18 protein-coding genes and 1 riboswitch are annotated in these 15087 nt (G+C 43.4%); of the genes, 16 read left to right on the top strand and 2 right to left on the bottom strand.

Annotation, left to right across the window (positions count from 1 at the left end):
• The first annotated feature begins 47 nt into the window (after positions 1-47).
• Genes racE through yidD form a run of 9 tightly spaced genes read left to right on the top strand, consistent with a single transcriptional unit; the run spans position 48 to position 5731 of the window.
• A complete protein-coding gene (gene racE, locus NFR56_RS04230) occupies positions 48-842 on the top strand; it encodes a glutamate racemase (RefSeq protein ID WP_134974235.1) in 795 nt (264 codons plus the stop codon).
• Positions 839-1819, top strand: a complete 981-nt coding sequence (locus NFR56_RS04235; RefSeq protein ID WP_134974236.1) for a nucleoside-triphosphate diphosphatase — start codon at positions 839-841, stop codon at positions 1817-1819. Before racE ends, NFR56_RS04235 begins: the two co-directional genes overlap by 4 nt.
• On the top strand, positions 1792-2313 hold the full coding sequence (locus NFR56_RS04240) for a metallophosphoesterase (protein ID WP_251457891.1): 522 nt from the start codon (positions 1792-1794) through the stop codon (positions 2311-2313). The genes NFR56_RS04235 and NFR56_RS04240 overlap by 28 nt, the downstream gene beginning before the upstream one ends.
• Positions 2310-2771 carry a cyclic-di-AMP-binding protein CbpB gene (gene cbpB, locus NFR56_RS04245; protein ID WP_134974237.1) on the top strand — a complete coding sequence of 154 codons (462 nt, stop codon included), beginning with the start codon at positions 2310-2312 and terminating at the stop codon, positions 2769-2771. The genes NFR56_RS04240 and cbpB overlap by 4 nt, the downstream gene beginning before the upstream one ends.
• Entirely contained in the window at positions 2768-3499 is a 732-nt protein-coding gene (gene xerD, locus NFR56_RS04250; protein ID WP_003017353.1) for a site-specific tyrosine recombinase XerD, read from the top strand. The genes cbpB and xerD overlap by 4 nt, the downstream gene beginning before the upstream one ends.
• Entirely contained in the window at positions 3499-4218 is a 720-nt protein-coding gene (locus NFR56_RS04255) for a segregation/condensation protein A (protein WP_134974238.1), read from the top strand. Before xerD ends, NFR56_RS04255 begins: the two co-directional genes overlap by 1 nt.
• Positions 4202-4771, top strand: a complete 570-nt coding sequence (gene scpB, locus NFR56_RS04260; RefSeq protein ID WP_003017403.1) for an SMC-Scp complex subunit ScpB — start codon at positions 4202-4204, stop codon at positions 4769-4771. The genes NFR56_RS04255 and scpB overlap by 17 nt, the downstream gene beginning before the upstream one ends.
• Positions 4761-5492, top strand: a complete 732-nt coding sequence (locus NFR56_RS04265; protein ID WP_003005375.1) for a pseudouridine synthase — start codon at positions 4761-4763, stop codon at positions 5490-5492. The genes scpB and NFR56_RS04265 overlap by 11 nt, the downstream gene beginning before the upstream one ends.
• Positions 5489-5731 carry a membrane protein insertion efficiency factor YidD gene (gene yidD / locus NFR56_RS04270; protein WP_023918885.1) on the top strand — a complete coding sequence of 81 codons (243 nt, stop codon included), beginning with the start codon at positions 5489-5491 and terminating at the stop codon, positions 5729-5731. Before NFR56_RS04265 ends, yidD begins: the two co-directional genes overlap by 4 nt.
• 75 nt (positions 5732-5806) lie before the next feature.
• Here yidD and NFR56_RS04275 read toward each other — a convergent pair whose 3' ends face one another.
• Positions 5807-7246, bottom strand: a complete 1440-nt coding sequence (locus NFR56_RS04275) for a TrkH family potassium uptake protein (protein ID WP_134974239.1) — start codon at positions 7244-7246, stop codon at positions 5807-5809.
• Between the two features lie 5 nt (positions 7247-7251).
• Positions 7252-8607, bottom strand: a complete 1356-nt coding sequence (gene trkA / locus NFR56_RS04280) for a Trk system potassium transporter TrkA (protein WP_003008340.1) — start codon at positions 8605-8607, stop codon at positions 7252-7254.
• Positions 8608-8940: 333 nt separating this feature from the next.
• On the opposite strand from trkA, the gene NFR56_RS04285 reads away from it, so the two are divergent.
• The 7 genes from NFR56_RS04285 (at position 8941) to NFR56_RS04315 (ending at position 15001) form a co-directional block, all read left to right on the top strand.
• Positions 8941-9483: a tRNA (cytidine(34)-2'-O)-methyltransferase gene (locus tag NFR56_RS04285; protein WP_129823999.1), complete on the top strand. Its 543-nt coding sequence runs from the start codon at positions 8941-8943 to the stop codon at positions 9481-9483.
• A gap of 81 nt (positions 9484-9564) precedes the next feature.
• Positions 9565-9714: riboswitch (FMN riboswitch) on the top strand.
• Positions 9715-9916: 202 nt separating this feature from the next.
• Positions 9917-10489, top strand: a complete 573-nt coding sequence (locus NFR56_RS04290) for an ECF transporter S component (RefSeq protein WP_338120632.1) — start codon at positions 9917-9919, stop codon at positions 10487-10489.
• Complete coding sequence (locus tag NFR56_RS04295; protein ID WP_129824001.1) at positions 10479-11129, top strand: phosphatase PAP2 family protein; 651 nt, start codon at positions 10479-10481, stop codon at positions 11127-11129. The genes NFR56_RS04290 and NFR56_RS04295 overlap by 11 nt, the downstream gene beginning before the upstream one ends.
• A gap of 57 nt (positions 11130-11186) precedes the next feature.
• The gene (gene mnmL / locus NFR56_RS04300; protein WP_134974241.1) at positions 11187-12146 is read left to right on the top strand and encodes a tRNA modification radical SAM protein MnmL/YtqA; all 960 of its coding nucleotides are present in this window, start codon (positions 11187-11189) and stop codon (positions 12144-12146) included.
• A complete protein-coding gene (mnmM, locus tag NFR56_RS04305) occupies positions 12130-12687 on the top strand; it encodes a tRNA 5-(aminomethyl)-2-thiouridylate-methyltransferase MnmM (protein ID WP_003013293.1) in 558 nt (185 codons plus the stop codon). Before mnmL ends, mnmM begins: the two co-directional genes overlap by 17 nt.
• On the top strand, positions 12680-12934 hold the full coding sequence (locus tag NFR56_RS04310) for a hypothetical protein (RefSeq protein WP_023918874.1): 255 nt from the start codon (positions 12680-12682) through the stop codon (positions 12932-12934). The genes mnmM and NFR56_RS04310 overlap by 8 nt, the downstream gene beginning before the upstream one ends.
• 12 nt (positions 12935-12946) lie before the next feature.
• Positions 12947-15001 carry a cation:proton antiporter gene (locus NFR56_RS04315; protein WP_129824002.1) on the top strand — a complete coding sequence of 685 codons (2055 nt, stop codon included), beginning with the start codon at positions 12947-12949 and terminating at the stop codon, positions 14999-15001.
• Positions 15002-15087: the final 86 nt, after the last annotated feature.

The raw sequence follows: 15087 nt of genomic DNA on the forward strand, positions 1-15087 counted from the left end.
AGGGGCTTGGAGGAATTTCTTAGTCCCTCCTTTTGGAAGGAAGAGATATGGATAACCGACCGATTGGTTTTTTAGATTCTGGAGTAGGGGGCCTGACTGTTGTCCGCGAATTGCTCCGTCAGCTTCCTCACGAAGATGTCGTCTATATTGGAGATTCAGCGCGTGCACCTTATGGTCCTAGACCAGCAGACCAAATTCGCGAGTATACTTGGCAGATGGTGAACTTCCTTCTGACCAAAAATGTCAAGATGATTGTCTTAGCCTGTAATACAGCGACGGCAGTTGTTTGGGAAGAAGTCAAGGAGAAACTTGATATTCCCGTTTTGGGAGTGATCTTGCCCGGAGCTTCTGCAGCCATTAAATCGACGACCCATCAAAAAATTGGGGTCATTGGGACACCGATGACGGTTTCTTCTGGAATTTATAAAGAGAAGATTCAAAGTCTGGCACCAGACATGGAAGTCAGCAGTTTAGCTTGTCCCAAGTTTGTTCCTTTAGTGGAATCAAACGAGTTGGCATCCAGTGTGACCAAAAAGGTGGTTTACGAAACCCTAAAACCACTAGTTGGAAAGGTTGATACCTTAGTCTTGGGATGCACCCATTATCCCCTTTTAAAACCGATCATTCAAAATGTGATGGGACCGGATGTCAAATTGATTGATAGTGGGGCAGAGTGTGTTCGGGATATTTCCGTTTTATTAAACTATTTTGAGCTCAATAAGAGTCGGGAACTCTTAGAGCAGACCCACCGCTTTTTTACCACTGCAAATGCCAATAGCTTTGCAGCGATTGCCGAAAAATGGCTAGAACGTTCAGTGAATGTGGAGCATGTAAATTTATGAGTGACAAACTATTTGAATACAAAGATCCCCAGGATTGGTATATTGCCCAATGGGGAGAAGATGCTGACTACAACCAATTTAGTCAAGTGCCTGCGGAAGCTTCCACTCTGTTAGATCAGCTGGAACTTCTCTTTGCCAAGGATCCTGAGGGATTCCCTCTCAATCTATCGGTGATGCGCTATGGTTCAGCCTTTCGTTTTCTGACCTTTTTGACCGAAATCTTGAATGAAGTCAAGGGAAGATCTTTTGAGATCATACAGCGTCAAGGAGCCTTGCTCTTGGTTGAAAAAGGGAAATTGCTCTATTTGTATTTGCCAAGTGATGGGGTTGATGTGGAAGCCTTCTTGGGTCAAGACAAGGTCAAAGATACGATTCTTATTGCGACTCGAAATGAGGGAAAAACCAAAGAATTCCGTAATATGTTTGAAAAGCTGGGCTTTGAAGTGGAAAATCTCAATCAATACCCAGAGCTTCCAGAAGTCGAAGAAACAGGGATGACCTTTGAAGAGAATGCCCGCTTAAAAGCTGAAACGATTGCAGAGCTAACTGGGAAAACAGTCTTAGCGGATGATTCAGGTTTGAAGGTAGATATCTTGGGAGGCTTACCAGGAGTTTGGTCAGCTCGCTTTGCGGGAGTTGGTGCGACAGATGCGGAAAACAATGCGAAATTGTTGCACGAATTGGCCATGGTCTTTGACTTGAAAGATCGCTCAGCCCAGTTCCATACGACCTTGGTGGTTGCAAGACCAGGCAAGGAAAGCTTAGTGGTGGAAGCTGATTGGCCAGGGTATATTAATTTTGAGCCCAAAGGGGAACACGGCTTTGGCTATGACCCTCTCTTCTTAGTTGGGGAAACGGGCCGTGCTGCTGCTGAATTAACGCTTGAAGAAAAAAATACACAATCACATCGTGCTTTAGCTGTTAAAAAGTTATTGGAGGTATTTCCATCATGGCAAAGCAAACAATCATCGTTATGAGTGACTCGCATGGAGACCGCTCCATTGTTGAAGCTATTAAAGAAAAATACCTAGGTCAGGTCGATGGGATCTTTCACAATGGGGATTCTGAACTAAAAAGTGACGATCCTGTCTGGGAAGGGATCCACGTTGTCCAAGGAAATATGGATTTTTATGATGGCTATCCGGAACGCTTGGTGACCCAACTAGGGCCAACACGGATCATCCAGACCCATGGGGATCTCTTCCAGATCAATTTTAGTTTTCAAAAATTGGATCTGTGGGCCCAAGAGGAGGAAGCAGATATTTGTCTATACGGCCACCTTCATATCCCAGATGCTTGGAAGGAAGGAAGAACCCTCTTTGTGAATCCTGGATCCGTTAGCCAACCTCGTGGTCTGATTCGCGAGTGTTTGTATGCCAAGATAGAGATTACCGATTCGAACTTCAAGGTAGAGTATTATACGCGAGATCATGAATTGTACCCTGAATTGACAAAGGAGTTTAGCAGATGATAGCAAAGGAATTTGAACGTTTCTTGCTGGCGCAGGAAGAGACGTTCTTAACTCCTGCCAAAAATTTAGCGGTCTTGATTGATACCCACAATGTAGACCATGCGGTTTTGCTGTTGAGCCAGATTAGCTATAGTCGCATCCCGGTAGTGACGGATGAACGCAAGTTTGTGGGGACGATCTCCCTAACGGATATTCTATCTTATCAATTGAAACACGAGATTCCTGAGGAGACTTTTGCTTCGATGGATATCGTAGACGTTGCAAAGAAGGAGGTCGGGGTCATCGGCTTAGACTTCAATTTGACAGAAGTCCTTCACAAGTTGGTGGATGACTCCTTCTTATCAGTGGTGGATGAAGAAGGTTATTTCCAAGGGATTATTACGCGGAAATCGATCCTCAAAGCCATCAATTCGCTGATGCATAATTTTTCAAATGAATACGAGATGATTCTAAAATGAAAGAATTTATTGCAAGTTTTATTGATCAAAAAGAACTAAGTGAAAATTCTCAGTCAGCCTATTTCTATGATTTGGACCAATTTGTTGAATCAATTCATGGAAAAGTGACGCCGACAAATTTGAGAATTTACCAAGCTTCGATTAAAGATTTTAAACCGGCGGTTCAAAAACGAAAATTATCCGCTGTTAACCAATTTTTATATTATTTGTATCAAGAACGCTTTATTTCTGAATACCATCGTTTGGTCTTGCCTAAAATTCAACCGGCCAAAACCCATGATCGTGAATTGTTGGATCTGACCCATTTTTGGGAAGAATCAACCAATCCACAGGGACGCTTGATGGCCTTATTGATTCTGGAGATGGGCTTATTGCCAAGTGAGATCCTCCAAGTCAAGGTCGAAGATATTCAGTTGGACTTTCATGTCATTCGAGTGGGCAAAGATGGCCAAAAACGGGTTTTAAAAGTTCCAGAGCCTTTACTGGATGAGTTGCAACTCTTCCTGGATGGTGTCTATCTCTTTGATAATAAAGGAAAATCATACTCTCGTCAGTGGGGATTCCGACAATTAGAAGCCTTCTTGATCGAAAAAGGCAACCAAGACCTTTCGGCACAATCGATTCGTGAGCAGTATATTTTGAAACAACGGGAACTCGGTGTGGATCTCTTTAGTATTGCGCGTGAATTGGGGCTAAAAACCATGGTGACATTAGAAAAATATAAATAATGGATATTAAATTTAAAGATTTTGAAGGGCCTTTGGATCTCTTGCTCCACTTGGTCTCTAAATACCAGATGGATATCTATGAGGTCCCCTTGATTGAGGTGATTGAACAGTATCTGGCTTATCTGGCGACTCTCCAGGCAATGAAACTAGAGGTGGCAGGGGAATACATGCTGATGGCTAGTCAACTAACCCTGATCAAGAGTCGAAGACTTCTTCCTAAGGTCGCAGAGGAGATGGATGAAGCAGAGGATCTAGAGCAGGACCTCCTTTCTCAATTGGAAGAGTACCGTACTTACAAGCAATTAGGAGAGTTGATGGCCTCGCAGCACGAGGAGCGCGCCCTCTATTATTCGAAACCGAAGATGGAATTGGTCTATGACGATACCGAATTACTTCATGATCGCACCACGGTGGATCTCTTCTTGGCTTTCTCAAAACTATTGGCCAAGAAAAAAGAAGAATTCCGTCAGAACCATACAACCATTGTCAAGGATGAATACAAGATTGAGGATCTGATGGACCAGCTGCGTCACCGATTCCACGATCGCTCACAAGTTCTCTTGCAGGACTTGTTTCTAGAAGCAGCGGATCTCCAAGAGGTTATTACCCTATTTCTTGCAACCCTTGAATTAATCAAGATTCAAGAGGTCACAGTGGTACAGGATAGGGCTTTTGGAGAAATTTACTTAAATAGGATTGAACATGAGCAAATTAGCTGAAATTGAAGCACTCTTATTTGTAGCGGGTGAAGAAGGAATTACTGCCAGACAAATCGCAGATCTTCTCTCTTTACCCCCAACAGGTGTGGTGCAAAGTTTAGAAAAATTGGCCCAAAAATACCAGGAGGACACAGATACCAGTCTGTGTTTGATGGAGACAGCTTCCCGTTATAAATTGGTGACAAAGGCAGACTACGCTTCGGTTTTACGAGACTATTCTAGAACGCCTATGAACCAAAGCTTGTCTCGGGCTGCCCTTGAAACCTTGTCAATCATTGCATATAAGCAACCGATCACCCGCGTGGAGGTCGATGATATTCGAGGCGTTAATTCCAGTGGTGCCATTACCAAACTACTGTCATTTGATCTGATCCGCGAAGATGGAAAAAAAGAAGTCCTCGGGCGTCCTAATTTGTATGTCACGACGGAGTATTTTTTGGATTATATGGGGATCAATCATTTGGAGGAATTGCCAAAGGTTGAGGAAGTGGATATCGATCCAGAAGAAGGTCAATTATTTTCAGAGAGAACAGAGGAACTAGATGAGAATTAATAAATATATTGCCCATGCAGGAGTGGCTAGTCGTCGCAAGGCCGAAGAACTGATCAAGCAAGGCTTGGTGACGGTCAATGGCCAAGTTGTGCGTGAATTAGCGACTATCATTAAAACCGGTGATCAGGTTGAAGTAGAAGGGACTCCAATCTATAACGAAGAAAAGGTCTACTATCTTTTAAATAAGCCACGTGGTGTCATCTCTAGTGTATCGGATGATAAAGGACGGACAACAGTCGTTGACCTTTTATCTCAAGTACCAGAGCGCATCTACCCAGTGGGACGTTTGGACTGGGATACATCTGGTGTCTTGATTTTGACCAATGATGGTGATTTTACAGATGAGATGATTCACCCGCGCAATGAAATTGATAAGGTCTATGTGGCGCGTGTCAAAGGGATTGCCAATAAGGAAAACTTGCGTCCCTTGACGCGAGGAGTGACCATTGATGGAAAGAAAACCAAGCCAGCAACTTACGAGATCTTAAAAGTGGATGTCGAAAAAAACCGTTCAGTGGTTCAGTTGACCATTCATGAAGGGCGTAACCACCAGGTTAAAAAGATGTTTGAAGCGGTGGGACTTTTAGTGGATAAACTCTCCCGGACCCAGTTTGGGAATTTGGACGTCTCAGGACTTCGTCCGGGTGAATACCGTCGCTTGAACAAAAAAGAAATCAGCCAGTTGCACAATCTAGCAGTGACTAAATCTAAAAAAGCATGAAAACAATCCTAATTGCGCTGGTCAGAGGCTATCAAAAATGGATCTCTCCCCTATTTCCGCCTTCTTGTCGCTTTCAACCGACCTGTTCCAATTATATGATCCAAGCGATTGAACGTTTTGGTGTGAAAGGTGTCTTGATGGGGATTGCAAGGATTCTACGTTGCCATCCTGGAACCAAAGTAGGACCAGACCCCTTGCCAGACCATTTTAGTCTGAAGCGAAATGAAGAATCAAAATAGGACGATCGCAAATAAACAGAAACACCCTTAGAAATTATTTTTCTAAGGGTGTTGATTTTGTAAAAGAGTTGTCTATCAGCGTTTAGACCATGTTTTAGGGAGGAAGAGTAGAATCATTGGATAGATTTCAAGCCGTCCGGCAATCATGGCTAAGGAAAGTAACAGTTTTGAAATCGGACTAAAGATGGAGAAGGTTTGACCTGTTCCAATCATAGGTCCAATGTTGTTGAAACAACTAAAGACAGCGCTGACAACCGTCATGAAGTTATTATTGTCTAGACTGACTACAAAGAGTAGGCCGATCGTGATAAAACTGTATATTGTAAAGTACTTGAGGATCTGATGCTGTGTATCCTTATCCAATACCGTATCATTGACATGCAAGGTCAGAACGCGATTCGGAGACAAGGTCGAAAGAACCTGATTTTTTGCGATTCGCCATAAGGTCAAGCACCGAATGACTTTTAGCCCCCCGGCGGTCGATCCAGCAGAACCACCGACAACCATCAGCATCAAGAGGATGAACTGAGAAAAGAGAGGCCATTTTTCCGTCGTTCCATAACCAAAACCGGTAGTGGTGATGATATTGGAAACTTGGAAGAAGGAAATCTCAAAACTCTTAGCGACATTGGCATAGAGATGAAGGACATTGTACGCGATCAAGACACTGGACACGAGGACGATGGTGATATAGGTCCGCAATTCCTCATCTTTAAAGAAGGCCTTGAATTTTCGGATCATGAGGAAGTAGTAGAGGTTAAAGTTAACTCCGAAGACTAAAACCCCGATACTGACCAAATAGGTGATTAAACTACTATTGTAGTGGGCAATTCCGTCGTTAAAAACGGTAAAGCCCCCGGTCCCAGCCGTCCCCATGGCGATGACAAAACTATCATAAAGGGGCATGCCAGCAAGGAAATAAATAACTACAAAGAGGAAAAACAAGCCCAAGTACAAGAAGTAGAGGATTTGAGCCGTGTTTTTTAATTTGGAAACGACCTTCCCAAAAACTGGACCAGGAACTTCCGCCTTCATGACTTCGAGGTGGCTATTCTTGTTATTGTCCATAATCGCAAGGGCGAAGACCAATACTCCCATCCCCCCAATCAAGTGGGTGAAACTGCGCCAAAAGAGGAGAGAATGGCTGAGGACACCTACATCATCTAAAATCGTTGCCCCTGTTGTTGTAAAGCCAGAGCTGACTTCAAAGAAGGCATCGATAATGTTGGGAATTTGTCCCGAAAAGACAAAGGGAAGGGCGCCAAAGAAGGACCAGAGGATCCAACAGAGGGCTACAATCAGGACTCCTTCTTTAGCATAAATGTGAAAGTCCTTTGGTTTGTGAAAACTACCAAGTAGCCCCAGCCCAAGTAAGATGGCCATGGTTGCCCCAATAGAGACAAAGACCTTGGCAGGTTCCTGATAGATCGTAGCGACGACTAAGGGAACGATCAGGAGAGCTGCCTCGATTAAGAGGAGCTTGGACAAGAGGTAACGAATCATGCTTCTATTCATCAGGCTTACCTCTCAAGTAGATCGTAGATTTTTGTGACATTTTGAATCAAGGTGGTTACGATAATCCGATCTCCTACCATCAAACGGTCATCTCCATTTGGGAAAATAGCCTTGCCGTCTCGAATAATGGCAGCGATCAAGACGCCTTTTTTCAATTTCAATTCAGAGAGGGGATATTGGGTTAGTTTATTGTCTTCCTTAATTTGGAACTGCAAGGTTTCAATCCGGCCGTTTGCGACATGGTGCAAGGCTTCTAGGTTTGAGAACTGTGCATTGTAGCGTCCACGAATAAAGTGCATAATGGTATCTACAGCGATGCGTTTTGGCGTAACGATACTGGTCATATCTTGATCGCCAATGATCTCCAACAGACTAGTTCGGTTGACCTTGGTAATGTTCTTTTTGACTCCGACAGAATTTAAGAACATGGAGGTGATGATGTTTTCTTCATCGACCCCTGTCAAAGTAGCCACAGCATCGAAGTTATTGGCACTCTCTTCTAAAAGAATGTCTTTAGCAGTTCCGTCTCCATGGACGACATAGAGATCAGGAAATTCCTGACTAAAGAATTCCGCCCGTTCGCGATTGACCTCTAAGACCTTGAGATCGATCTTGCGGCGCACATCTTGAAGAATGTTGAGTAGGTAATAGGCAATTTTCCCAGCACCAATGATCATCATGCTCTTAATGACCTGAGGGCGAACATTGTTGTGGAAGAGAACGACCTCGATCCGATTACCTGTTACGAAAATCTTGTCTTGAGGTTGCAAGACAAAGTCTCCGTTTGGAATGGTGAGTTCGTTGCCACGCTCGATTGCACAAACAATGACATTTCCGTATTTCTTCCGGAATTGGGATAGACTCATATTGCAGAGATTGCTATCTGGCTTGATTTTAAATTCCATCAAGGCAACTCGGCCGTTGGCAAAATGCTCCACAGAAAGGGCATTTGGGAAGTCAATGATATTGGCAATATAGCGAGCTGTCAGCAATTCCGGATTGACAACTAGGGAGAAGCCCAAGATATTTTTTTCCTTGAAGTAGGAATTGGAATATTCCGGATTCCGCACCCGAACGATAGTCTCTTTGGCTCCCATTTTTTTAGCCAAAACAGCAGAGACCATATTCACTTCATCGTACTCGGTCATGGAAATGAAGATGTCGCAGTCTTCAACATCCGCCTGCTCCAAGATCTTGAAATTTGCCCCATTTCCTAAAATTCCAATGATATCAAACCGTTTGGTAATATGGTTAAGAACGGATTCGTCTTTTTCGATCAAAATAACATCGTGGTTTTCAGCAACGAGAGAACGACAAAGGGCCGTTCCGACCTTTCCTCCACCAACAACAATAATTTTCATAGAATACCTCCAGAGTATGCTTCTATCATACTCTATTTTCAAGAAAAATTCATCTTTTTTAAGGATTTTCTGGTGGAATTTTGAGAAGCTAAGTACAAGTAGGAAGAATCGTCAAAAGAGTAGAACGAGGAGGGATTGAAAACTTTGATAAAGTTTCTTAAAAAAATCTAAAAAAACTATTGACAGGAGCTTCAAAAGTGTTATACTTAGAAAGTACCTTCGTTGATTTACCTCAAACCTGTTGTGAGTTAAGTTAATGAAGCTGTAACCACGCTGTTTGCTGAGCTTGACTCCGGGCAGTGTGGCTATTTTTTTATCAGAAAGAGATCAAGTATGAATATTGAAGAACTGGACTACCAAGAGTCAGCAGCTCAAAACCACATCGTCTTGTTCCAACCTCAGATTCCACAAAATACGGGAAATATTGCACGGACTTGTGCGGCGACCAATTCCCCCTTACATATTATTCGTCCCATGGCTTTTCCGATCGATGATCGCAAAATGAAGCGAGCAGGACTCGATTATTGGGACAAGCTGGATGTCCGCTTTTATGATAGCCTGGAAGAGTTTATGGAAGCGGCGCGCGACGGTCAGGTACACCTAGTGTCCAAGTTTGCAAATCAGACCTATTCGGACGTTTCTTATCAGAATGGGAAGTCCCATTATTTCTTGTTTGGACGCGAGGATAAAGGATTGCCGGAAGAATTTATGCGCCAGCACGAGGAGAAGGCCATTCGCATTCCGATGAATGATGAGCATGTCCGTAGTTTAAATGTCTCCAATACCGTCTGCATGATTGTCTATGAGGCTCTCCGCCAGCAAGGTTTTAAGGGGCTGGAGTTGAGCCATCGTTATGAGCATGACAAGCTCAAATAGCCGATGAAAACTAAAAAACCGAACGATGTAATCTATAAAGTTACAAAAACTTGCCTAGGCAAGTTTTTTTTGTTATCATAAAAGGGTCTTCAGGGCAGGGTGTAATTCCCGACCGGCGGTGACTTTTACTAGGAAATGTTCTTTTCCATACTCTAAAAGAAGTCCGCGAGCGCAAGCTGATGTGGTGTGACTCCACAACCGACAGTATAGTCTGGATGGGAGAAGACGAGAGACGAATAGACTGACAGCTATTCTGATCTGTTTAGAGCTGGTTCATGGGAATAGTACGTTGGAGTCTAAAACTGACTAACGGCATGTTTCGATGGAGACCAGCTAAAGTAACTAGAATAGTTTCTAGTTTAAGCTTTGTTTAAATAGTTTAGAGTAGAATGATGGAGTAGACGTCTTTCCAGCTTCTCTAATTTTTAAAAAATTGGAGGAACCTGTTATGACAAATACACGTAAACTGACCCTAGTGGCTGTTTTATCCGCTTTATCTTTTATTTTGATGTTCTATCAATTTTCTTTCTTGATAGATTTCTTCAAAATTGATTTGAGTATCATCGCCATTTTGTTGGCCTTGGTCCTGTTGGATTTTAAAAGTGCCGTTTGGGTGACCTTGATCCGATCTGTCCTTAAGTTAGCCCTTAATAATAAGGGGCTTGAAACCTTGATCGGATTACCAATCAATATCATTGGAGTTCTTGTTTTTGTTCTTGCTTTTGCATGGATTTGGAACAAGGAACGGACCCATGGTCGATTTGTCTTGGCAATGATTGTTGGAACGATCAGCTTGAGTATCACGATGGTATTGGTGAACTATGTCTATGCAATCCCTTTGTATGCTCGTTTTATGAACTATGATATTTCGAAAACACTAGGGCTTGTCCACTATTTAGCCGCAATGGTTGCACCGTTTAACCTGATCGAAGGGGTGATTTGGGCCATCGCATTTGGGTTGATCTATACCTTATTGCAACCGATTTTAAAAAAATATGAAAAATAAACAACAACATTGGGCGAAGGCAAGCTTCGCCCTTCTCATTTTTGTCATTCTTGGGTATGTGATTCGCTTTTACCCGCAACAATTAACAGGCTTTGATAGCACGATTCAGTCTGCTATTCGAGGCGATCTGCCTGCAGCACTGACGGCCTTCTTTACCAAGGTGACCCATGTCATGGATACCAAGATCATTGTCATCTGGGTGGGTCTTTTGCTGGCGGTCTTTGCCTATAAGAAGTGGTACAGCGAAGCTCTTTTTCTAGGGAGCAATCTGGTATTGACTGGTCTTTTGGTTCTTCTTCTAAAGAATATCTACCAGAGACCGAGACCAAGTATTCTTCATCTAGTAGAGGAAAAAGGCTTTTCTTTCCCGAGTGGTCATTCACTGGCATCTAGCCTTGTTTTGGGAAGTTTGATCATCATAATCGGCCAACATGTAAAACATAAAACAGCCCGCTTTTGCCTTCAAGGCTTGCTGCTTCTGGGAATTGTGACCATTGTGGTTTCCCGCGTTTATGTTGGGGTCCACTATCCATCAGACGTTCTTGGCAGTATGATTTTGGGTCTTGCTGTCTTACAGTTTGAGTATCCCTTGTATGATCGCTTGCGATTTCAATGGCGCTTTACAGGCAAGCAAAAATAAGCATCTAACAACTAGGAGTTGAACTCGCGTTTTGAGTTCGACTCTTTTTTTGCTATAATGAAGGGTATGAAATCCTACAATACCTTGAATGATTATTATCGAACCTTATTTGGAGAAAAGACTTTTAAAGTCCCTATTGATGCAGGCTTTGATTGTCCCAATCGAGACGGAACAGTCGCTCATGGTGGCTGTACTTTTTGTACGGTCTCGGGTTCAGGAGATGCCATTGTGGCCCCAGAAGCTCCGATTCGAGAACAGTTTTACAAAGAGATTGATTTTATGCATCGGAAATGGCCAGATGTGAAGAAGTACCTGGTCTATTTTCAAAATTTCACCAATACCCACGATAAAGTGGAAGTCATTCGAGAGCGGTATGAACAGGCCATCAATGAACCAGGAGTGGTAGGAATCAACATTGGTACGCGTCCGGACTGTTTACCAGATGAGACCTTGGCCTACCTAGCAGAGCTGACAGAGCGCATGCATATGACGATTGAGTTGGGTCTTCAGACGACTTATGAAGCGACGTCTGAATTGATCAATCGGGCCCATAGTTATGATCTCTATGTTGAAACAGTCAAGCGTATTCGTAAACAGGTGCCTAAGGCAGAGATCGTCTCCCATTTGATCAATGGCCTTCCTGGGGAGACCCATGAGATGATGGTGGAAAATGTTCGCCGTTGTGTGACCGATAATGAAATTGATGGCATCAAGTTACACCTCTTGCATTTGATGACCAATACACGGATGCAACGGGACTATCATGAAGGGCGACTTCAACTCATGAGCCAGGAGGAGTATGTCAAGGTCATCTGTGATCAGTTGGAGATCATCCCCAAACACATTGTCATCCACCGGATTACAGGGGACGCGCCAAGGGATATGTTGATTGGCCCTATGTGGAGCCTCAACAAATGGGAAGTCCTAAACGCCATTGAAACTGAAATGCGTCGGCGTGGAAGTACCCAAGGATGTAAGCTAGAAGAAAAGGAGACTGCTGATGCTTCGACCACTTGAAATGGCCCATCAATTTTTAGCAGAAGTCATCACCAAAGAAGATGTGGTGGTGGATGCGACCATGGGAAATGGACATGATACGGCCTTTTTAGCCCAACTTGCAGGCCAGGTCTATGCCTTTGATATTCAAGAGCAGGCACTTGTAAATACTCAAGAAAGATTGGAAAAGTTGGGACTTCAACATGTCCGGTTGATTTTGGATGGCCACCAGCATGTGGACCAATATGTGGAGACCCTTAAAGCAGCTATTTTTAATCTGGGGTATCTGCCGTCTGCAGATAAATCGGTCATTACTCTTCCAGCTACCACGATTGAAGCGATGGAAAAAATCTGTGCTCGCCTAGAAAAAGGTGGGCGAATGGCTATTATGATCTATTATGGTCATGAAGGAGGAGACATCGAGCGTGATGCGGTGCTGGATTTTGTTAGTCAGCTTCCTCAAAAAGACTATACAGCGACCATCTACCGGACACTGAATCAAGTGAATCAGCCACCGTTTTTGGTCATGATCGAAAAATTAGAAAGCTACCGTCATGGATAAAGAATATTTAAAGAATAAAATCGAAGGATTGAGACATCATTTTGTCGAATCAACCATCCACGAGCGTGCAATAGGTTTTTATGATGAAGCCCATATGACCAAAAAGATGCTCAAAATAAAAAAGAAATTGGTTTCGCTTGAGATGGAACGGTGCCAAAAGAAGATTGAGCACAAGGATGTAACCAAGACAGACCAAAAGATTGCGGAGTTAAAACAGCAATTTGAGACCTGCTGCCAAGAACGCTAGGGAGGGAGTGATATGGAACTACTCCTTTATGCAGTGATCTTTTCGATGATTTTGATCGTCTCAAATGCCACGAATAAACTTGTGCCGAGTCTTCCTCTACCCTTGATTCAAATTTTACTAGGGATTGGCTGGGCTCTCTTTGTGCCAGAAGAAAATTTTCATCTGGATACCGAGCTCTTTCTGGCCTTGGTCATTGGCCCTCTCTTATTTCGAGAAGCAGAAGAAGCAGATATTACTTCTGTTTTAAAGCACTGGCGGGTCATCCTCTATTTGATTTTTCCAGTGATTTTTATCTCAACCATTAGTTTGGGCTGGGCAGCTCACTCTTTGTGGCTGAGCCTTCCATTAGCAGCCTGTATGGCCGTGGGGGCAGCCCTTGGGCCTACAGACTTAGTAGCCTTTGCCTCCCTGTCTGAGCGCTTTAGCTTTCCAAAGCGGGTTTCGAATATCTTAAAAGGCGAAGGATTACTAAATGATGCCTCTGGTCTAGTCGCCTTTCGAGTGGCCTTGGCAGCCCTTGCGACCGGAAGTTTCTCTCTTGGAGAGGCAGTGGTTTCCTTAGGAATCTCCATTATTGGAGGATTTGCAGTGGGGATCTTGACGGCCTTTGTGAACCGGTGGCTGCAAACCTTGCTCTTGAGTGTTCGCGCTAGTGATATTGCCAGTGAATTGTTATTAGAACTGAGCCTCCCTTTGTTGACCTTCTTCTTAGCAGAAGAACTTCATGTCTCTGGGATCATTGCAGTAGTTGTGTCAGGGATCCTAAAAGCCAGTCGCTTTAAGCACATTACCCTCCTTGAAGCGCGGGTGGATACTGTGAGTCACACTGTCTGGAATACGGTTAACTTTATCTTAAATGGGTCGGTCTTTGTTATCTTAGGAATGGAATTGGAAATGATCGCCAAGCCCATCTTAAGTAGTCCCATTTACAATAATCTTCTTTTAGTTCTTTCGGTCTTTGTGTTGACAGCCTTGCTCTTTTTGATTCGTTTTGTCATGGTTTACCTCTTTTATTGGTTCCGAACGGTTCGACTAAAAAAATCGTTGAGAAATTATCTAAAAGATGCCTTATTGCTGACCTTTTCGGGTGTGAAGGGAACGGTTTCGATTGCGACGATTCTTTTGATTCCAACCAAGATCGAAAAAGAATACCCTATCCTACTCTTTTTAGTGGCAGGAGTTACCCTTGTCAGCTTTATTGCTGGCTTAGTGGTACTTCCAAAATTATCAGAAGACAAGGAAGAAACCAATGACTACCTGATGCAGATCGCGATTTTAAATGATGTCGTCATGGAATTAGAAGCAGACCTAAAGAATAGCAAGCACAAGGGTCCCTTGTATGCGGCGATTGATAACTACCATGGGCGTATAGAAAACTTGATTCTAGGCCAAGAAAACAAGCTCATTCAAAAGGACTGGGAACAGTTGAAGCTCCTGATTTTGAGTATTGAAAGTGACGGCTTGGAACAAGCCTATGAAGAAGGGAAGATTCGAGAGCGGGGCTACCGCGTCTACCAACGTTATCTTCGCAATATGGAGCAACGTGTCAATCGCAATCTTTCGTCTCGCTTAACCTATTACCTCTTGGTGTCTTTCCGCCTTTTGCGTTTATTAGTCCATGAGATCTTAACTTTTGGGTCTGGCTTGCGAAACTGGTGGACCCGAGAAGACAGCAAGTTAGAGGCCATTGATTATGACCAGATTGCGGCCCTTTATCTGGCCAATACGGAAATCATCATCGAAAGTTTGGAAGACCTCAAGGGGGTTTATCGGAGCAGTTTGATTTCTTTCCTACAAGAATCTCGTCTGAGAGAGACAGCTATTATTACCAGTGGGGCCTTTGTGGAGCGGGTTATTAATCGCGTGAAACCAAATAATATCGATGAAATGTTGAGAGGCTATTATTTGGAGCGTAAGATTATTTTTGAATATGAAGCGCAACACCTGATTACTGCCAAGCAAGCGCGACGTATGCGACAAAATGTCAATGAATTAGAAAGCTACTCCCTAAGAGAAAGTGCCAATACGCTTCCATACGATTTGATCGAGTATGCACGGAATCGTTGAGATAAGAGTAAAAGAGGCTGGGACAAAAGTCCTAGCCTCTCAATTATTTTTGGATTGTCGAGCAAGACGCAGTGGTTGAGTGGGCT

This window comes from Streptococcus caecimuris, from assembly GCF_943193075.1.
In the GTDB taxonomy this organism is placed as follows: Bacteria; Bacillota; Bacilli; order Lactobacillales; family Streptococcaceae; genus Streptococcus; species Streptococcus caecimuris.